The 20,251-nt window shown below is 63.7% G+C and carries 15 protein-coding genes; 4 read left to right on the top strand and 11 right to left on the bottom strand.

Translation table 11 applies throughout. From position 1 onward, the window contains the following. Positions 1-216 precede the first annotated feature (216 nt). A complete protein-coding gene (locus NKI35_RS05125) occupies positions 217-4,074 on the bottom strand; it encodes a DUF7929 domain-containing protein (protein WP_352738901.1) in 3,858 nt (1,285 codons plus the stop codon). 10 nt (positions 4,075-4,084) lie between these two features. Then, positions 4,085-6,340: an NHL repeat-containing protein gene (locus NKI35_RS05130; RefSeq protein ID WP_352738903.1), complete on the bottom strand. Its 2,256-nt coding sequence runs from the start codon at positions 6,338-6,340 to the stop codon at positions 4,085-4,087. A gap of 202 nt (positions 6,341-6,542) precedes the next feature. Between NKI35_RS05130 and NKI35_RS05135 the strand changes: the two genes are divergently transcribed. Continuing rightward, positions 6,543-8,135 carry an ABC transporter substrate-binding protein gene (locus tag NKI35_RS05135; protein WP_352738906.1) on the top strand — a complete coding sequence of 531 codons (1,593 nt, stop codon included), beginning with the start codon at positions 6,543-6,545 and terminating at the stop codon, positions 8,133-8,135. A 6-nt stretch (positions 8,136-8,141) separates the two neighbouring features. Then, positions 8,142-9,005 carry a hypothetical protein gene (locus NKI35_RS05140; RefSeq protein ID WP_352738908.1) on the top strand — a complete coding sequence of 288 codons (864 nt, stop codon included), beginning with the start codon at positions 8,142-8,144 and terminating at the stop codon, positions 9,003-9,005. A gap of 6 nt (positions 9,006-9,011) precedes the next feature. On the opposite strand, the gene NKI35_RS05145 is transcribed toward NKI35_RS05140, so the two are convergent. From NKI35_RS05145 to bcoG, 7 genes are all read right to left on the bottom strand, one after another. After that, positions 9,012-9,953, bottom strand: coding sequence for an alpha/beta hydrolase (locus NKI35_RS05145; protein WP_352738911.1), 942 nt, complete (start codon positions 9,951-9,953; stop codon positions 9,012-9,014). A 214-nt stretch (positions 9,954-10,167) separates the two neighbouring features. Continuing rightward, complete coding sequence (locus NKI35_RS05150; RefSeq protein WP_352738913.1) at positions 10,168-10,950, bottom strand: carnitinyl-CoA dehydratase; 783 nt, start codon at positions 10,948-10,950, stop codon at positions 10,168-10,170. After that, the gene (locus NKI35_RS05155) at positions 10,943-13,021 is read right to left on the bottom strand and encodes an acetate--CoA ligase family protein (RefSeq protein WP_352738915.1); all 2,079 of its coding nucleotides are present in this window, start codon (positions 13,019-13,021) and stop codon (positions 10,943-10,945) included. The genes NKI35_RS05150 and NKI35_RS05155 overlap by 8 nt, the downstream gene beginning before the upstream one ends. Positions 13,022-13,039: 18 nt before the next feature. Then, complete coding sequence (locus NKI35_RS05160; protein ID WP_023684275.1) at positions 13,040-14,203, bottom strand: acyl-CoA dehydrogenase family protein; 1,164 nt, start codon at positions 14,201-14,203, stop codon at positions 13,040-13,042. 5 nt (positions 14,204-14,208) lie between these two features. Continuing rightward, entirely contained in the window at positions 14,209-15,303 is a 1,095-nt protein-coding gene (locus NKI35_RS05165; RefSeq protein WP_023831232.1) for a carnitine 3-dehydrogenase, read from the bottom strand. 2 nt (positions 15,304-15,305) lie between these two features. Further along, complete coding sequence (locus NKI35_RS05170; protein ID WP_023831233.1) at positions 15,306-15,929, bottom strand: HD domain-containing protein; 624 nt, start codon at positions 15,927-15,929, stop codon at positions 15,306-15,308. A gap of 13 nt (positions 15,930-15,942) precedes the next feature. Next, positions 15,943-16,866 (bottom strand): 3-dehydrocarnitine:acetyl-CoA trimethylamine transferase BcoG, encoded by a 924-nt coding sequence (bcoG, locus tag NKI35_RS05175; protein WP_023668863.1) that lies wholly within the window; start codon positions 16,864-16,866, stop codon positions 15,943-15,945. A gap of 78 nt (positions 16,867-16,944) precedes the next feature. On the opposite strand from bcoG, the gene NKI35_RS05180 reads away from it, so the two are divergent. Continuing rightward, the gene (locus NKI35_RS05180) at positions 16,945-17,925 is read left to right on the top strand and encodes a GlxA family transcriptional regulator (RefSeq protein WP_023668864.1); all 981 of its coding nucleotides are present in this window, start codon (positions 16,945-16,947) and stop codon (positions 17,923-17,925) included. A gap of 61 nt (positions 17,926-17,986) precedes the next feature. Here NKI35_RS05180 and NKI35_RS05185 read toward each other — a convergent pair whose 3' ends face one another. Together NKI35_RS05185 and xylA are read right to left on the bottom strand one after the other, a co-directional pair. Then, positions 17,987-18,223, bottom strand: a complete 237-nt coding sequence (locus NKI35_RS05185) for a hypothetical protein (RefSeq protein ID WP_352738918.1) — start codon at positions 18,221-18,223, stop codon at positions 17,987-17,989. 173 nt (positions 18,224-18,396) lie between these two features. Further along, the gene (gene xylA, locus NKI35_RS05190) at positions 18,397-19,722 is read right to left on the bottom strand and encodes a xylose isomerase (RefSeq protein WP_023684279.1); all 1,326 of its coding nucleotides are present in this window, start codon (positions 19,720-19,722) and stop codon (positions 18,397-18,399) included. A gap of 112 nt (positions 19,723-19,834) precedes the next feature. On the opposite strand from xylA, the gene NKI35_RS05195 reads away from it, so the two are divergent. Further along, positions 19,835-20,197 (top strand): nuclear transport factor 2 family protein, encoded by a 363-nt coding sequence (locus tag NKI35_RS05195; protein WP_023689938.1) that lies wholly within the window; start codon positions 19,835-19,837, stop codon positions 20,195-20,197. Positions 20,198-20,251 lie beyond the last annotated feature (54 nt).

Genomic DNA, 20,251 nt, shown 5'->3' on the forward strand with positions numbered 1-20,251 from the left:
GCGAAAACAGAAACGAGAGCTCAGATGAGAAGGACCGTCTATTCCGTCGCTGGACGGCTTTATCGAAGGACCGTCGGGCGACATCGGCTTGCCGGTGTCCGAGGAAGATTGCACCGGCATTTCGACGACGAGATGCGGCGGACCGCGATCGCGCTGAAAGAAAAACCCCGCCGGATCGCTCCGGCGGGGTTCTGAATTTTGACTCGTATCCAGATCCTATGGCTTGAAGTTGGCCGCCGGATCCCTTTGCGGCTGTACCTGCGTCTGCGGCGTGCGCTTCGGTATGAACTGCTGAAGGACACCTGGATTGAGCAACAGGGTCGGATCGAGCGACGGCTGCTGCCGGATCGCCCTGCAGTTCGGGAACCGACCAACCGTGCCTTCGGGGCAGCGCCGCTTGATGATCGGCACGCACTGGCCGCCGACCATCTGCGAGCCCGGGGCGCAGTCTCCCACCTGCGGCCTCGGCTTGCGGCACGCGCCGTCGATCACCTGGGTGCCGCGCGGGCAAACACACTCGCCGCGCTTGTTGTGCACCTGGCCGCGTATGTCGCACTGTTCCAGCACAGGCTTCTTCTGCCGGCAGGCATTGCCTTGCACCTCGGTACCCCGCGGGCAGACACAATTGCCATTGGCGTCATGGACCTGGCCGCGGATCGAGCACTGCTCGGGCTTCGGCCGGATCGGCCGGCAGACCTTGCCCCTGACTTCTGTGCCGCCCGGGCAGACGCAATCGCCATTGGCGTTGTGGATCTGACCACGGACCGAGCACTGTTCAGGCTTTGGCCGGATCGGCCGGCAGGCTCCGTTGCGCACCTCTGTCCCACGCGGGCAGACACAATCGCCATCGGCGTCATGAACCTGGCCGCGTATGTTACACTGCTCGGGCTTCTGCTTGTCGCGCACGCAGGCATTTGCCTGTCGGTCGAGATGCGTACCTTCCGGGCAGTAGCAGCCATTGCCGTCCGACGTCGGGACCGAACCGGGGATGGCGCAGCCAGGCTTGTCGGTCTTGACGCAAGCGCCGTTCTCAAGCTCGGTTCCGCGCGGGCAGACACAGCGTCCATCCTCGGTGCGGATCTGGCCCTTGAGCAGCACGCAGGGCCTCGGATCCTTCGGCTGGATGATGACGCCGCCGTCGGGCGAGCACTGGCCGTTGCGGAACGTCGTGCCTTCCGGACACACGCACCGGCCGGCATCGTTCATGACGAAGCCTGGCGAGCATTCCTTCTTCACCTCGCGCTTGATGGTGAACGGATGGCAGGCATAGGCCTTACCGCGATCGCCCTGGACGTTGGTCAGGTCACCGGGCAGTACGTCGCCGCCGCCTTGCACCCTGGTGTCGGGAGACAAGACGCCGACGCAGTTCTGGCCGCTGACGTTGCCCTGCAGATTGGCCAGGGGGGCATCCGGGAGGACCACGGTGACCTTGTGCACATGGCTTTCCCCGGCGCCGAGCGTCAGATTGGCAATGCAGGTCAACGGCAAGGTCGTCGGTTCGGGCGAGCAGCCGAAGGGCGGTTCGATCGAGGTGATCGCGACGCCTTGCAGCCGCCCCAGCCCGTCCACCCCGATCGCATCGCCGATGCGGACCGGACCGGAGAAGGCGGTCTGGCCATCATTGGTGATGGTGATCTCGAACGAGCAGGGTTGCCCCGGCTGGCACTCGGCATCGCCGGTCTTCTTGACGCTAATGGTGGACGTGCCGCCGCCCTTGGCGCAGGCCTGGCCGATCGGGTAGACGACGTCGTCTCCAGGGGCCGGGCCGTATGAGCCGCGTGCGCAGTTCTCGAACGCGCCATTGGCCAAGACCGTCACGTCGAAGTGCCTGGAGGTTCCGGGCGTCATCGCGGCGCCGGGTATCTGGCATGACAGCGCATTGGCCGGAACCGCTCCGCAGGCCCATTCCGCACCGTCGGGTGTGACGGTCTGGATCTGGACCGGCGCGCCACCCGATATCAGCGTGGCAGCATCGTTGACCCGCACCGGACCGGTGGGGGCAGAGGTGCCAAGGCTGATGACGGTGATGCGGCAGGAAACCACCGCCGCACCGGCGAGCGAGCCATTGCAGACCTTGGTGATGCGTAGGGTCGGCTTGCCGCCATTGGGATGACGGAAGCGTTCCTTGGCGCAGGCCTTGTTGTTGGTGAGGTCGACCTCACCGGAGACGGGCTTCAGCGCCGCGCAGTTCTCGACCGAATCCGACTGGTAGCCGGCCGGCATGACCGCCCTGACGACGATCGGCGTCGATGCGCCCGGCATCAGCACGATGCCGGCATTGTCGCAGCGGAACTGGCCGGGACCGTTCGGTCCGCATGTCCAGGGCGGAGACGGGCCGAAGGTCGAAGAGGCCGGCGCGCCGCCCGGGTAATTGTCGACAACCGTCAACGGCCCATTATAGGGGACGCTGCCATTGTTGATGATGTCGATCACGAAGTAGCAGATGCCGTCGGGCGTGCAGACCGGGATGCGGGCACGCTTCTTCAGGATCAAGTCGACCTTCTTGTCGACCGGGGGCCGGCAATCGCGGTCGCGGTCGCCACGCCGGCAGATCGGGATCGAGGCACAGCCGCGATCGTTCTGCTGGCTGCCGAACAGCGGCTTGCCGCTGGCGCCGTAATTATAGGTGGCGCAGTTGCGCAACGCGCTGCCTTGCCAACCACCCGCCGGCTTGAAGCCGAGCTTGAGGTTGATGGAGGCCCCCGGATTGAGCGTGGTCACCGGATAGGTGCACGTCATCGGGGTCACGCCGGGCATGCATACCCAGGGCGGGTTGGGCCCTGAATCCAGAGTCGAGCCGGCCGGCAGCGTCACCTCGTCGAGCACGATCTTGCCGTGATACGGCCCGTCGCCGACATTGGTGACCTTGATGGTGAAGTCGCAGCCGCCGCCCATCGTGCAACGCGTCACGTCGGCGCGTTTCTCGACCTTGAGGTCCGGTTCCTTGTCCTTGGGGGGACATCTCAAGTCACGCGGGATGACGATGTCGATGGTCTGCGTGCAGCATAGTCCCCAACCCTCCTTCGGGCCGGCATAGGTCTCGATGCCGGTGACGATGAGGTGGATGACGTCGCCGGGCGATGCACCGACGATCTTCCAGTTCAGCACACCGCCGCCCGCCGGCACCAATTGCGTGTCGGGGATGATGGTGATGCCTGGGGTCGTCGTCGATACCTGCACCCATTTGCCGCCCATCTCCGGGCCGACAGGCATGTGGTAGATGAACGCGCCGCCGCCTTGCACGCAATCGACCGTGCCGCGCTCCACCTTGAAACATTCCCGGTCGGGAGGCGGAGGCCGCTTGTCACAGTTGGTGAGGTCGATCTTGATCGAGGTCTTGGCCCCGGTCTTGTAGTCGCCATCGTAGGGCTTGCCCGGATCCTGCGACGGGATGATGGCCCCCGTGCCGACGCCCGGCGTCACCTTGATCATGCCCTGGTTGTCGACGATGGTCGGCGAAGGAAACGCCGCATGGTCGATCTTGGCGGTGATCTTGAAATTGATGACGCGTTCATTGCCAGCCCCAGCGCCGTCGAGATCGGTGGTGGAAATCCGGAAATCGGAAACCGTTGCCGTATCGTTCGGATTAGCCGAGGTGCTGATTGTCGCACCCGGCAGCAGTCCGCCAGACGCATCCGTGCCGTCGCCGGACACGTTGACGTTGACGATCGCAAGACCGTGCGGAAGCTGATCCTTGAAGTCGAGTTGGAGTTTCTTCAGCCTGGCCGAAAAGCTTGGGTCGGCAAAGCCTTGCGAGTCGCCGCGCAGGCCAAAGCTCAGGGAGTAGACGACGTAGTCGCAGCTCCTCTGTGTGCCTGTTTTGGTGAAGAACGGCACGATCCGTTCCGGCCTCGGATTGACGATTTTTGAATTGTCGAGGTCGAGCCGCAGTTCCGGAGTGATCGGGACTGCATCTTCGGCGTGGCTTGCCACAGGGGTGAACATGGCGACCGCGATACCGGCCGCCATCAGCCAGCGCGCGCCGCGCCTGGCATATGACAGGGGTTTCATGATGGTCTCCATGACGTTGGATTGACTGCTGTTCGCGGTCCGGGAAAGTGCGAGATTTTTCATCTTCCCCTCCTCAACGTTCGCAGCTGACGGCTGGGGTTCTGAGCGGCAAAGTCATCTTGCAGCAAGGGTAGTAGCCACCCTTGTCCTTGTCGGACTGCCTGTAGAAGCAAAGTCCAACATCGACTCTGTCGCCCGGAGAATGGCCGGTGATGTCGACCGTGTAAGGCTTACCGGGAGCATGCGACTGGGGTGATGTCACCCCGACGCCTGGTGTCATGGACTGGACCTTGATCGAATCGCCGCCAAAGCCGGCATGGTCATGGAGATAGAGGTCGGCCTGGAGGCCGCGAGGCGTGCAGTAGAACTGAACATCCTCGACATCGATGCACGGAGGCAGATCGCCGGGCGGTGGGAAGCCCGGCGGATAGAACGGCGGCAGATAACCGCCTGGGATCTCTTCATAATAGCCGGCACGGCCGTCGCAGGGGTGCCAGACCTCGACGTCGCCGACATGGCCTTCCACTTCTGGGTCTTCGAAATAGCCGTCGAAGTCGACGAACCACGAGCCGAAAGGCGGCACGTTGGCCGGCTTGACCAACGGCGTCGGCGTGATCTGCACGCCGTGCACGGCAAGCGGCCCGCCGGCGGCGAGCTGGTCGGCAAGTGTCGGGTTGTCGCGCAGCTTGTCGCCGGTGTTGACCAGCGTGTCGGTGCACACGCCGGTGTCGAGATTGCCGTCGGCGTCATAGCCATATTGCAGGTCGAGCCCACCGGCCGACTGCCGGTTGCCTTGCGGGAAGCCGACTGCATATTCCTGCGGCTCTTCCACCCAGACCGATTCCGTCGCCGGATCGTCCGGGTTTTCGCGCCAGTAGCGGATGACCTCGCCCTTGCCGGAATCGGCGAACTGGCTGTAATCGTAGCGATTCTCGACCGGGCCGCGCTGCGCCAGATACATGAAGCCCTGGTTGTCGAAGGCGATGTCGGTGACGGCGTAGTCCTTGTCGGCCTTGACCGTCAGCTCCCAGCGCGGATCACCGGCAAAGCTGCCATCGCGGGCAATGCCAACCGACCAGATCTCGGCCTTTTCGCCGACCGAATAATAGAGCCGGCCGCCATGATAGGCGACGGACCAGACGCGGCGTTCGTCCTGCGTGTAGCCCCATGTGTCGGGGTCTTCCGAGTCGAAGGCAGCACCCTGTATGTCCATCACCGCACCGTCATCGGCGACGGGAGCCAGCCCATGCGCCGACCGCCCGGCAACGCCGTGATCGAATGTGTCGATCAGCGTGCCGTTGGCGTCGAGGCGGTGGATGAGGCCGGTGTCGAGATCGCTGGCGAAGAACTCGCGGTGATTGCTGTCGAAGCTGATGTCGCCGATGCCGGAACCGCTGTTGGTGTCAATGTCGGCGAATTTGGAGACCGCGCCGGTGATGCCGTCGATCTTCCAGATCGTGCCCGGACCGCCACCGCTTTCGGTGCCGAACTGGCCGTCCATGAAGACGGCGCCTGCGGTTCCGCGGCGCTGTCGCTCGGGCCGACCGTCGGCATCTTCGTCCGGGGTGACGATACGGATGCCGTGCAGCGAGGTAGCGCCGGCATAGAGGTTGGGGACGCCCGAGGGAACGCCGTCGCGCACACCGTCATCATAGGTGATGGCGAATACCTGGCCGATCTGTTCGGCCGTCACCTCGAAAGGCGGCGGCGTGTAGACGAGCTGGCCGGAAGCCGGTCCGCCGAGCGCCGAAACGTCGAAGACGCGCAAGGTGGCGCGCGTCGTGTCGATGAAGGTTTCGTCGACTGGGTCGACGCCGGGCGGCAGCCCCCCCCTTTCGGAATCGGCAGAGTCGAAATTGGGAATGACGGTGCCGGAAAATCCGGTGACCGCCATCGAGCCGGGATAGATGATCTGGGTTTCCTGCGCTTGGGCGGCTGTGCCCAACCAGAGCGCGGCGCTCAGCGCCAGGGCAAGCAAACCGCCGGCCAGATGGAGCGAACGGCGCAAACCGCCGCTTGGAGACGACATGGACGCGCCGCGATCGCAGGACATAAAACTCCCCCCGAAGTTTTCGGGAGGAACATCCGGTCCGGCCGCGCGAAACAGGGCAAGGCGCGGCGTTCCGGCACGTTCGTCCCTGATCGAATTGTCTGCTTTCCTCATCTTCACGATACGCCTGCTCCTGCGCAGGGTCAACGGAATCAGCCGAAAGCCCAGCGCATCGACTCCATCCCGAAGGCGGTGGTCGCGCTGAGCTTGCGTTGGTCCCGGAGACCGTGGAGCCTCTGGGGTCCTAGTCATGGGGGCATCCTTTCCGGCCCGCACCATGCGGCGCCTGGTCGTCAGTCGCAGGCTGAAGCGGAAAGGTTCATGCAAAACGGCGGCCGGGTCTGTCCGCCATTTCACAGAGGCGCGGCTAATTCCTTGTGTCAACTCAAGGTGGAAAACAGTCTTGGCGCGCGAAAGACCGGCCGGCTTACTTACCGTCAGTGCCGGCTTCTGCTAGCGTCTTCCCAACCCTGGGGGGATCATGACACGCAGGCACTTCGTTCTCTTGCTGGCGGCGCTTTTTCCATGTGCGTTGCCGGTCCATCAATCCGTAGCCAAGACCTTGGTCTACTGCACCGAGGTTAGCCCCGATACGTTCGATCCCGCACTCGCCTCCGGATCCCGCGACGCCTCGGCCACCGCTCTCTACAACCGCATGGTCGAGTTCGATCCCGGCACCACCAAGGTGCGCCCCGGCCTTGCCGAACGCTGGGAGATTTCCGACGACGGCCTCACCTACACATTCCACCTGCGGCACGGCGTGAAGTTCCACAGCGTCGAGGGTTTTACGCCGAGCCGCGACTTCAACGCCGATGATGTGCTGTTTACCTTCGACCGGCAGGCCAACGCGCAGAACCCGTTCAACAATTACGCCAAACGCCAGTACATTTACTTCGACGGCATCGGCATGCCGGATCTTGTCGCCGGTTGGCGCAAGCTTGACGACCATACTGTGGTGATGACGCTGAAGGCGCCGCATTCGCCGATGCTTGCCGACCTGGCGATGGATTTCGCTTCGCTCGTTTCCAAGGAATATGCCGACAAGCTCGTCGCCGAGAAGCGGCTTCTCGATCTGGCGCTGAAGCCGGTCGGGACGGGTCCATTCCAGCTTGTCGACTACCAGCAGGATGCAGTCATCCGCTACAAGGCCAATCCGGACTACTGGCGCGGCAAGCCGAAGATCGACGATCTCGTCTTCGCCATTGCCACCGATGCCAGCATTCGCATGGAAAAGCTGCGCGCCGGCGAATGCGATCTCATGCCCTATCCAAATCCGGCCGACCTGGAGGCGATCAAGGCGACACCCGGCATCAAGGTCATGCGGCAGGAGGGCCTCAATACGGGATACCTCGCCTTCAACACCTTGCAGAAGCCCTTCGACGATCCAAGGGTGAGGAAGGCGATCGCCATGGCCATCGACACCCAGGCGCTGGTCGACGTCGTGTTCCGCGGCACCGGTGAAGTCGCACGCAATCCGCTGCCGCCGACCTCCTGGGCCTATGACAAGACGAGCCCCGATCATGTCTTCGACCCCGCTGCCGCCAGGCAGGGGCTCGCCGATGCCGGCGTAAAAGACCTGCACATGAAGATCTGGGCGATGCCGGTGCAGCGTCCCTACAACCCGAATGCGCAGCGTATGGCCGAAATGATCCAGTCCGACCTGGCAAAGATCGGTGTCAACGTGGAAGTCGTGACGTATGAGTGGACAGAATACCTTGCGCGCTCGAAGTCACGCGACCGCGACGGCGCCATGCTGTTCGGCTTCACCGGCGACAATGGCGACCCCGACAACTTCCTGTCCGTGCCGCTTGGCTGTGCCGGCGTCGGCACCACCAATCGTGCCAACTGGTGTTTTCCGGCCTTCGACGATCTGCTCAAGCAGGCAGCCGGGATCGTCGATCCCGCTGCCCGCGCAAAACTCTATTCGCAGGCGCAAACGATCTTCAGGGAGCAGATGCCGTGGGTCGCTATCGCCCACTCCGTGGTCTCGATGCCGATGCGCGAACAGGTGACGGGCTATGTCATGGACCCCTTTGATCACCATGATTTCTCGGGCGTCGATATAAAGGAATAGCGTTCGGTGTCTGCCGCCGATCTCGATGTCTATGTAGAGAGCCTGCGCAATTTCCGACTGGTGCGGAGCTATAGCATCGCGCAGTTGCTGCCTTACCTGGAACAGGCTGGATTGAAAGTGCGCCTGCTCGACCGGCCAGCCGGCCGAGATCGGGCGCCGGTGGCCTTTCTGCATGTCGACCTGACAGTCGTGCCGCCAACGTACCGCGGGCTCGGCCACCTCTACGACCGCACCATCAATGGCCGCGCGCTGTCCATCCACCGGCACCTTTATTCGACACTGAAGCTGGAGGCAGGCGACAGCCACGAGGGGCCGGTTGTCGTCAAGACGGTCCTCAACTCCAGGGGCCGACCAGAGCAGCGCTGGTGGCAGCATCGCAACGGCCTGACCAGGAGCGCGCATGCCATCCGCAAGCTCTTCGAACCCGGCTACAAGGACCGCCTGTGCCCGCCCTATAAGGTCTACCAGACGATCGGCGAGGTTCCGCGGGATGTATGGCGCAACAATCGCCTGATGGTGGAAAAGTTCGCTTTCGATACGCTCGACCTGCCCATCGTCAAGCACCGCTACATGTTCCTGCTCGGTGCCGAGGTCAACATGCGGCAGGTCTACGACGATGTGTTGTGCGCCGGCTCAAAAATCCTGAGCAATGAGGTGGGCGGCGCCGTCCCGCCGGAGGTGCTGGCGGTGCGCCAAAGGCTCAATCTGGATTTCGGCGCCATCGACTATTTCATTGTCGATGGCAAAGGCGTTGTCGTGGATGCCAACAAGACCGTCGGCTCAAACCCTGAATGGCTGAAGAAGAATCGCTTTCGTCAGGAATTCAACGATCGCATGGCTGAGGGACTGATCGCCTTTGTCCGCGGTTGAGCCGGATCACCAGATCCAGTCGCCTTTGCCCAGCACGGAAACCGCCTCGACAATGCGGCTGAAGGAGGCGCGGGCACGGCCGACCGTGTGCCTGGCCCGGAGATAGCCATGCACCAGCCCCGGCTCCTCGGACCAGCTGGCGTGTCCGCCTGCGGTAAGGATGCGGTCGCGGTAGGCCTCGCCGTCGGACGACAGCGGGTCGCATTGCGCGGTGATCAGCACGGTTGGCGGCAGTTTGGTGAAATCGGTGTCGGCGAGCGGCGACAAGGTGATGTCACCAGTACCGTCAGCGCCGCCGGTGCGGATGTGCTTGTAGAATTCGAGATCGCGCATGGTCAACATCGGTGCTTCGGCGTGCGTGACATACGAGCCCTTCGAACGGTCGCCGCCGAGGCCCGGATAGATCAGCACCTGACCGATCGGCTTTTTGGCATGGCCACGCGTTGCGTGAGCAACAGCCGCGCAGAGATTGCCGCCGGCGCTGTCGCCGCACAGCAGAATAGGGCGGTCGTAGGTTTTGGCTGCCCATTCGAAGGCACGTAAAGCATCGTCGAAAGCGGCCGGGTGCAAATGCTCCGGCGCCAGCCGGTAATCGATGGAACCCACCTCGTAACCGGTGCGGGCGCAGAGCTCGGCGCAGACATCGTCATGGCTGTCTAGGCCGCCAAGGATGAAACCCCCGCCATGGATGTAGAGCACCATCGCCGCCGTGTTCGGGGTAGCGCTGCGATAGATGCGGATCGGGATGTCGTGTGATCGGTTGGCAATGAAAGTCGTTTCCGCCGTCACACCATTGGGATAGCCGGCAAAGAACTCGCGGCACATCCGGTCATAAATCGCACGCTGCTGGGCGATGGTGTAGTCGATCGTGTCGGGCGGATAGTAGGAGTTGGTCTTCTCGATGAAGGCCCAGGTCTCGGCGTCGATGAGGGTTTTGTAGTCGGTCATGCTGGCTGCGCCGACTGGATAGATCGAGCCCGGACACCCCCCTCTGGCCTGCCGGCCATCTCCCCCTCAAGGGGGGAGATCAGATGTCGCGAAGGCTTTGGCCAATCACCAACGTTGGTGGATGAGCGGTGAAGTCCGAACTGCCGATCTCCCCCCTTGAGGGGGAGATGCCCGGCAGGGCAGAGGGGGGTGCCTCGTGCCATCATCTGAAAAATTACTTCCCCTTCCACACCGGGTCGCGCTTTTCCGCAAAAGCCCGGAACCCTTCCATATTGTCCTCCGAGCCATAAAGCGCATCGACCGTCGCCAATTGCCGGCGCCTCACGCGGTTCATCGCGTCCTGGAAGGTCAGCGCCTCCGCCACCCGCGCCGTCTCCTTGATCGCGGCGAACACCAGCGGCGGGCCGCTGGCGAGCAGCCTTGCGATCTCCCAGACGCGCTCCTCGAGCTTGTCCTTGGGAAGCACTTCGTTGACCAGCCCCCAGCGATGCGCTTCCGCCACATCCATCCAGCGGCCGGTGAGCAGAAGGTCCATGGCGACATGATAGGGAATGCGCTTGGGCAGCTTGATCGTCGCGGCGTCGGCCAAGGTCCCGGCGCGGATCTCGGGTAGCGCGAAGGAGGAATGGTCGGAAGCGAAAATGAGGTCGCAGGACAGCGCTAGCTCGAAGCCGCCGCCCACCGCCATGCCGTTGACGCAGGCAATGATCGGCTTGTTCATGTCGCGCAGCTCCTGCAGGCCGGCAAAACCGCCGACGCCATAGTCGCCGTCGACCGCGTCGCCACCGGCGGCTGCCTTCAAATCCCAGCCGGCGCAGAAGAACTTGTCGCCGGCGGTCTTGACGATGGCGACGCGCAGTTCCGGATCGTCGCGGAACGCCTTGAAGGTCTCGCCCATCAGCCGCGACGTTTTCAGGTCGATGGCGTTGGCCTTGGGCCGGTCGAGCGTGACCTCGAGGATGGTGCCTTTGCGGCGAGTTGAAATGACGTCAGACATTCTTCTTCTCTCCCAGCACCAGCAGCGCGTCGGCAATCCAGGCGCCCTTGCCTTCGGCGCAGACGATCAGCGGGTTGATGTCGAGTTCCTCGATCTCGCCGGCATTCTTCTGCACGAAGCCGGCAATGCCTGCGATGGCGTCGATGGCCGCGGCGACATCGGCCTTCGGCCGGCCGCGATAGCCCTCAAGCAGAGGGAACAGTTTCAGGCCGCGTAGCGCCGCCTCGATATCGTCGCGCGTTGCCGGCAGCATCAAGGTCACGCTGTCGCGCAACAGCTCGACCAGCACGCCGCCAGTTCCCAGCGTCATGACGGCGCCGAACATCGGGTCGCGGGTGAAGCCCACGATCAGTTCGGCAACGCCGTCGCGCACCATGCGCTCGACATAGAGGCCGGTTCCGAGCGGCAGCAGATCATGCGCCGCCGTGCTCACGGATTCGGCGTCCTTGAGGTTCAGCCTGACCGCGCCGACTTCCGATTTGTGGGTGACTCCGAGCGCCTTCAGCGCCACCGGGAAGCCGAGCGCCATCGATGAGATGACGGCCTCGACAGCATTGGCGGCACGTTCTGCCTTCGGCACAGGCAAGCCGGCCTTGATCAACCGCGCCTTGGCTTCGGCCTCGTCAGGGGTGACATGGTCACCTCCGGCCGCACCTGCAGCCGACGTGTCGATAGACTGCGCCTGCGGCTCGGCCCAGGCCCAGCCGATGAAGGCTGCCGCACCTGCGGCATCCATGGCCTCGGAGATGCCGAACAACGGCACCATGCCGCGCGCCATCAGTTCGGCGGTGTATTCCTCCGGCAGGTTCTCAGGCAGCGAGGAGACGATCGCACCATGCGCCTTGTTGGTCTTCAGCGCCGATTCGAAGGCGCGCAGCGTCGCCCACCAGTCGGTGACCGAGCAGCGGTCGGGGCGTGGAAAGTCGAGCACCAGCATGTTGAGGTCGAAGCCACCCGACACCATGGCGGTGAAGGTTGCGGTCATCGCCGGCTCGTTGTTCCAGATGAAGGTGTGATAGTCCAACGGGTTGGCGACCGCGACCAGCGGCCCGAGCGTCGATTTGACATGGGCGCGGTGCTTGCTGGTGAGCTCCGGGAAGTTGACCCAGCGGCCTTCGGCGCTGTCGGCCATCACCGAGGCCTCGCCGCCGGAGCAGCTCATCGACGACAGACGATAGCCGGGCAGCGGCCCGGTGACATGCAGCAGCTTCAGCGCCTCGATGAAGGCGGGGATGGAATCGACGCGGGCAATGCCGAGCCGCCGCAGGAAAGCGTCCGAGGCAGCGTCCGAGCCAGCCAGCGATGCCGTGTGCGAGACCGTCGCCTGCCGCGCCTGTTCGGAGCGACCGACCTTCATGGCGATGATCGGCTTCTTCAGTTCGCGCGCCCGCGCCGCCAGCTTCTCGAAGCCGGCTACCGAATCGAAGGCTTCGATGTGCAGGCCGAGCGAGGTGACGCGCTCGTCCTCGATCAGGCCGAGCGCCATTTCGGAGAGGCCGGTCTGCGCCTGGTTGCCAGCGGTCATCAGGAAGGCGATCGGCAGGCCGCGCTTCTGCATCGTCATGTTGATGGCGATGTTGGAGGACTGGGTGATGATGGCGACGCCCTTGGCGCCTTCGGGCAGCCTGATGCCGCCATGCTGGTCGGGCCATAGCAGCGCGCCATCGGCATAGTTGATCAGGCCGTAGCAGTTCGGCCCGATGATCGGCATCTGGCCCGCGGCAGCCACCAGTTCGGCCTGCAGCCGCTCGCCGTCATCGTCATAGGCCTCGGTCTCAAGAAAGCCCGCGGCAAAACAGACGGCGCCGCCGGCGCCACGCTTGGCCAGCGCCTTGATCACCTCGATGGTGAGATGCCGGTTTACGCCGACAAAGGCGGCGTCGGGCGCCCCGGGCAATTCGGCGACCGAGCGATAGGCCTTGCGGCCGGCGACCTCGTCCTTGTTCGGATGCACCGGCCAGATTTCGCCGGCAAAGCCCATCTTGATCGATTGCGCGACGACGGCAGCGGCCTGCGCCCCGCCGAACACGGCGATGGATTTTGGGCGCAGGAGACGTTCAAGCTTGTGCATATTCCCCGTCTCTTCTTTTTAAGCCCCGAACGGGCGCAGCAGCGCCCGCGAAATGATGTGGCGCTGGATTTCCGACGTGCCTTCCCAGATGCGCTCGACGCGGGCGTCGCGCCAGATGCGTTCCAACGGCAGGTCATCCATCAGCCCCATGCCGCCATGGATCTGGATTGCTTCGTCGGCAACAAAGGCGAGCATTTCGGTAGCCTTCAGCTTCGCCATGGCCATGTCCTGATCGGTGACGGTGCCCTGATCGTACTTCCAGCCGGCTTCGAACACCATCAGGTCCGCCGCCTTCAATTCGGTCGCCATGTCGGCGAGTTTGAACGACACGCCCTGGAACTTGCCGATCTGCTGGCCGAACTGCTGGCGTTGCGCCGAGTATTCGATGGCGTGGCCGAGTGCCCGCTCGGCGCGGCCGAGACAGGTGGCGCCGACCTGCAGGCGCGTGGCGCCGAGCCAGGAATTGGCGACGTCGAAGCCCTTGTGGACCTCACCCAGCACCTGGCTTGCCGGCAGGCGGCAATCGTCGAATTCGAGGATGGCGTTGGTGTAGCCGCGATGCGAGACGTTGCGGTAGCCGTCGCGCACGGTGAACCCCTTGGTGCCCTTGTCGACGAAGAAGGCGGTGATCTTCTTGCGCTTGCCGCGCGGCGTTTCTTCCTCGCCCGAAGCCATAAAACAAATCGCGAAATCGGCAAGATCGGCATGGGAGATGAAATGCTTGGTGCCGTTAAGGACCCAGTCGTCGCCGTCCTGCACCGCGGTCGCCTTCATGCCTCGCAGGTCGGAGCCGGCGCCGGGCTCGGTCATCGCCAGGCAGTCCCACTTCTCGCCGCGGATGCACGGGAACAGGTATTTTTCGCGCTGCTCGGGCGTGCCGGCGAGCAGGATGTTGGAGGGGCGCGCGACGCAGGTCCAGTGCAGCGCATAGTTGGCGCGGCCGAGTTCCTTCTCGTAGAGCAGCCAGGTCACCGTATCGAGGCCAGCGCCGCCGACATCGGCCGGCATGTTGGCCGCATAGAGCCCAGCTTCGATTGCCTTGACCTTGATCTCCTCGATCAACTCGCGGCGCAGCACGCCGGTGCGCTCGACCTCGCGTTCATGCGGGTAAAGCTCATTCTCGACGAACGCGCGCGTCGTCTCGACGATGAGCTTCTGTTCCTCCGAAAGACCGAAATCCATGGTCCTCAGCCCTTCTTCTTTTTCTTCGGCTTTTCCGCCTTCTTCACCGGCTTGGATGCCTTGGCCTTTTCGGCGGCCCTGGATGCGGCCGGCTTCTTCGCTGCCAGCTTGGCCAGCTGCCTGGTATAGTCCTTGTGCAAGGCACCGGCGCCCCAGCCCTTGCCTTTGTTCTGTTTCGACAGAGCATCCATGATCGCGACCAGATTGTCGTCGCGGATCTTTTCCAGCTCGCGGATCGACAGGCCGTGCGCCTGGTCGTCCGACTGGGAGGCGATAAGATCGACCAGCTCGTCGTTGAACTCCGGCACATCCATAAGCTTGGTCCACGGCCATTTCAGGCACGGCCCGAACTGCGCCATGAAGTGGCGCATGCCTGCCTCGCCGCCGGCGACGCGATAGACCTGGAACATGCCCATCTGCGCCCAGCGCAGGCCGAAGCCATAGCGCATGATGTCGTCGAGTTCCTCGACCGTGCAGATACCGTCCTTGATCAGCCACAGCGCCTCGCGCCAGGCCGCTTCGAGCAGGCGGTCGCCGACAAAGGCCTCGATTTCCTTGCGGATCACCACCGGCTTCATGCCGATCGAGGCATAGATTTCCTTGGCAACCTCGATCGCTTCGGGGAACGTCTGCTCGCCGCCGACGATCTCGACCAGCGGCAGCAGGTAGACCGGGTTGAAGGGATGTCCGACAACCAGACGCTCCGGATGCTTCTTCATCGCGACCTGCATGTCGGTCGGCTTGATGCCGGAGGTAGACGAGCCGACTATGGCGTTCGCCGGCGCATAAAGGTCGATCTCGGCCAGCACGCGGTGTTTGAGGTCGAGCCGCTCCGGCACGCTCTCCTGGATGAAATCGGCGTCGGCCACCGCCTCGGCGATGGTCTTGGCAAAGGTCAGTCTGCCTTCCCTGGGCAGGCCGCCTGGAACCATCTGCTTGTAGGCGCGGCGCGCGCCCTTCATCACTTCCGAGACCTTGCGCGATGCCTCCGGATCGGGATCGAAGATCGACACGTCGATGCCGTTGAGCAGCAGCCGCGCCACCCAGCCGGCGCCAATGACACCGCCGCCAATGGCGGCTGCCTTGTTGATGATGCTCATGGTCAGGCTCCGGTCCTTGTCTTGGCGGTTTCGGGGTCGATGAGAGGCACGCGCTCGCCGGAGCGGATCACGAAGGGGTCGTAGGCCTTGCGGGCGAAGACTTCGAGCACGAAGGGCCAGAAGAATTCGATCGGCAGCGTGTCGTAGTCCGGGTCGAAGCTCGACTGGTCCCAGCGTTCGCAAAACTGGTCGCAATCGTCGAAATAGGCATGGCCGGCGAAGCGGTCGCGAGCGTGGCGGTTGCCGCCGAGATGATGCGCGTAATAGAGCCGCTGGAAGTCGCCATGCTTTTCCACCACCCAGGTGCATTGCTCGCGCACGAAAGGTTTCAGGATCGAAGCGGCGTACTCGTCGTGATTGTAGGGAGCGTAGATGTCGCCGATGTCGTGCAGCAGCGCGCAGGTGATCCAGTCGGTGTCGGCGCCGTCGCGCCAGGCACGAGTCGCCGCCTGCAGCGAATGGCCGAGCCGGGTGATCTTGTAGCCCGACAGGCCTTCGTCGAGTTGCACCAGTGCGTCGAGCAGCCGCTCGCCGGTCTTGGCGGCATAGTCGATCTCATGGGCGGTCAGGAACTCGTAGTCTTGCCTGTCGCCATCCTTCATCGCGGTGAATTTGACGGTAGCCATCGTCAACCTCCGCTTAAGCCGCCGCTGCGATCGGCGCCCGCTTGGTCAGGTTGAGCTTCCTGCGCACTTCCTCCGGCCCAAGGATCCTGGCGCCGAGATTGGTGACGATGCTGGCCGCGCGCTCGACGAGCTGCGCATTGGTGGCCAGCACGCCCTTGTCGAGCCAGAGATTGTCTTCGAGACCGACGCGGACATTGCCGCCGGCGAGCACTGCAGCGGCTGCATAGGCCATCTGGTTGCGGCCGATGGCGAAGGCCGACCAGTTCCAGGTCGACGGCACGTTGTTAACCATGGCCATGAAGGTGTTGAGGTCGTCCGGCGCCCCCCACGGCACACCCATGCAGAGCTGCACCAGCGCGTCGGGATTCAAGACCTTTTCTTCGACCAGCTGCTTGGCGAACCAGAGGTGGCCGGTATCGAAGGCTTCGATCTCCGGCTTGACGCCGAGCGCCGTCATCATGCCGCCCATTGCGCGCAGCATGCCGGGCGTGTTGGTCATGACATAATCGGCCTCGGCGAAGTTCATGGTGCCGCAATCCAGCGTGCAGATTTCCGGCAGGCACTGGCGCACATGTTCCATGCGGTTGGTGGCGCCGCCCATGTCGGTGCCTTTTTCATTGAGCGGCAGCGGCGCTTCCGGTGAGCCGAACACCATGTCGCCGCCCATCCCGGCGGTCAGGTTCAGGATCACATCGACTTCTGCCGCGCGGATGCGGTCCGTCACTTCGCGGTAGAGATGGACATCGCGGCGCGGCTTGCCGGTCTCGGGGTCGCGGACATGGCAGTGGACGATGGCGGCACCGGCCTTGGCCGCATCGATCGCCGAATCGGCGATCTGCTTGGGCGAGCGTGGCACATGCGGGGAGCGGTCCTGCGAGCCGCCGGACCCGGTCACGGCACAGGTAATGAAAACCTCACGGTTCATCGCGAGCGGCATGGACATCTCCTCCCCATAGAAACAGACCCTAACAATGACCGACTTGCCGGAAACTGTTTTGCAATTTACGAAGCTCTCGTGATCAAAAGCGAAAAACCTACCATCTTTCGCGCTGAGCGATCGCCGCTCAAGGTGACGCTGCTGGTGTTTTCAGGCTCGTCCATCATGTGCGTGGCGTCGACCGTCGACCCGCTGCGCGCCGCCAACCGCATCTCAGGCGAGACGCTGTTCGATTTCAAACTGGTCTCGGTCACCGGCGAGGCGCCGGTCACCACATGCGGCCTGCCGGTGGCGGTCAGGGGCCGCTTCGATGCGGCCGAGCCGACCGACGTGCTTGTCGTCGTCGCCGGCTTCGGCACCCAGAATTACGCGACATCGGCTCTGCTTTCCGGATTACGGCGAGCGGCCCGCGCGGCTCGCGCCTGCGGCGGCGTCGAGGCCGGCACATGGCTGGTGGCGCGCGCCGGCCTCCTCGAAGGCCGCAGCGCCACCACCCATTGGGAAGACATGGAGGATTTTTCCTCCGCCTTTCCCGGCGTCGACGTGCGTCCGGACCGCTACGTCATCGACGGACCGGTGTTCACCTCGGGCGGGGCGTCGCCGACCTTCGACCTGATGCTGCATCTGATCCGCACCCGGCTCGGCATGGCCGTCGCGCTCGATGTCGCCAGCGTCTTCATCTACGACCAGGCGCGCGCCGCGACCGACGCGCAGCCGCTGGTCTCGCTCGGCCGGCTCGACGGCTACGACCCGCGTCTGGCGCAGGCTATCCGGCTGATGGAATCGCATGTCGACCAGCCGCTGACCATCGACGCGGTGGCAAAACGCGCCGGGGTGACGGCGCGGACATTGGAGAGCATTTTTCGCAAGTCGATCGGCGAGACGCCGGGCGCATATTATCTCAGGCTGCGGCTGGGCGCGGCGCGGCGGCTGGTGGTCGACACGCGGATCGCCATGGCGGATATTGCCGGGCGGACGGGGTTCTCGTCCGCCGCGGCATTTTCCAGAGCGTTTTCAAGAGCGTTCGGCGAAGCCCCGGTCAGGCTGCGCCGAGGTTGATGCATGTCGCCCAAAAGTGTGTCGCGGTTTTGGGATTACGACATGCACAGACAAAGGGAGATCAGGCTGCGTTCTGTCGATCGCTGCCGGCGTCCATCTGCGAGCGCATCTGCCTCGCCAGACGGACTTCAAATCGGCTGCTGACAGCACGATCCCATTCGTTTTTCACGCTGTCGGTCGGCCGCGGCAGCGCCATCAGCCGGTCGATGATCGATCCGGTCTCGCCGGATGAGAGCAGGGCGTCGATTTCGCGTTCGTATTGCATTATCGGTTCGCCTCCTTCCTTTTCACCCGCCACAACGGACCTCTTATACGAGATACGTGACGGCAGTTTGAAGGCAAGAGCGAGGTCATTGAGGGGCGCCAAAGGGCAAACCCTTGTCGTCGGATAAGGTCTTGCGCAAACCCCATTCCGGGGCGGCCGGAATGTTATCCAGCCACCCTTGAGCACAACGAATCGGCTTTCCGCCCTCAGACGTAGCGGTTGACGATGTTTTCCAGCAACTCCTGGCGGCCGGAGCGTGGCTGCGGCTCGATCTTCTTCTTCACCACGCGCTCGGCGATGTCTTCCAGCGAGCGCTTGCCCGACAGCATCGCCTTGCCCTCGGCCGTGTTCCAACCGGCATAGCGCTCGGCCAGCGGACCCGACAGCGCCTTGTCCTCGACCATCTTGGCGGCTGCCTTGAGGCCTCGTGCGCAGGAATCCATGCCGCCGATATGGCCGATCAGCAGGTCCTGCGGGTCGAGCGACTGGCGGCGCAGCTTGGCGTCGAAATTGGTGCCGCCGGTCTTGAAGCCGCCGGCCTGCAACACCTGGTAATAGGCCAGCGCCATCTCCGGCACATTGTTGGGGAACTGGTCGGTGTCCCAGCCCGACTGGTAGTCGTTGCGGTTCATGTCGATCGAGCCGAAGACGCCGAGCGCATTGGCCAGCGCCAGCTCGTGCTCGAAGGAATGGCCGGCAAGAATCGCGTGGCCCTGCTCGATGTTCAGCTTCACTTCCTTCTCCAGCCCGAAGCGCTTGAGGAAGCCGTAGACCGTGGCAACGTCGTAGTCGTACTGATGCTTGGTCGGCTCCTGCGGCTTCGGCTCGATCAGGATCGTGCCTTTGAAGCCGATCTTGTGCTTGTAGTCGACGACGAGACTGAGGAAGCGCCCGGCCTGCTCCTGCTCGCGGGCAAGATCAGTGTTGAGCAGCGTTTCATAGCCCTCGCGCCCGCCCCACAGTACATAATTCTCGCCCTTCAGCCGCTTCGTGACGTCGATGCAGCTTTTCACCGTCGCCGCCGCATAGGCGAAGACATCCGGATCGGGATTGGTGGCGGCGCCCGACATGAAGCGGCGGTTGGAGAACAGGTTGGCCGTGCCCCAGAGCAGTTTGACGCCGGTCTTCTTCATCTTGGCGGCAAAATAGTCGGCGATCTCGTCGAGCCGCGCGGCACTTTCGGAGAAATCCTTGCCTTCCGGCCGCACGTCGGCGTCGTGGAAGCAGAAATAGGGCGCGCCGAGCAGCGAGAACATCTCGAAGGCGACGTCGGCTTTCAGCTTGGCCAGTTCCATCGTGTCGACGCCGCCAGCCTTGGGAAACCAGGGCCGGTCGAAGGTCTGGCCGCCAAAGGGATCGCCGCCCGGCCAGGCGAAAGAATGCCAGTAGGCGACGGCGAAGCGCAGATGGTCTTCCAGCCGTTTGCCGGCCACCACCTCGTCGGGATTGTAGAAGCGGTAGGCCAGCGGATTGGTCGAATCCGGCCCCTCATACTTGATCGCTTTGATGTCGCCGAAAAATCCGCTGCTCATCTTTTTTGTCCTCTCCGAATAATCGCGCCTGATTACCTCAGGCGTAATTGGTTTCGCTCTCGCTCGGGGTGAAAAGGCTCGTGTCAAAGCCACTCAACGAAGGAGACAGACCATGACCGACCTCAACACGATCGCCCAGAACTACATCACCGCCTGGAACGAGGCCGATGCGGATCGCCGCGCCGAACTGCTCAAGGCCACCTTCACCGAAGACGTCAGCTACCGCGATCCGCTCATGCAGGGCGACGGCCACGCCGGCGTTGCTGGGCTGATCGACGGCGTACAGCAGCGCTTCGCCGGCTTCCGGTTCTCGCTGAAGGGTACGCCGGACGGGTTTGGCGACCGCATCCGCTTCTCGTGGAATCTTGGGCCGGAAGGCGTGCCGTCGGTTATCGAAGGCACCGATATCGGTGTTATCGAAAATGGGCGCCTGAAGAGCGTCACCGGGTTTCTGGACAAGGTGCCGGCGCAGTGATCGATTAAGGGTGGCGCGAGACACCCCCCTCTGCCCTGCCGGGCATCTCCCCCG

The organism is Mesorhizobium sp. M0676, from assembly GCF_040320535.1.
Taxonomy (GTDB): Bacteria; Pseudomonadota; Alphaproteobacteria; order Rhizobiales; family Rhizobiaceae; genus Mesorhizobium.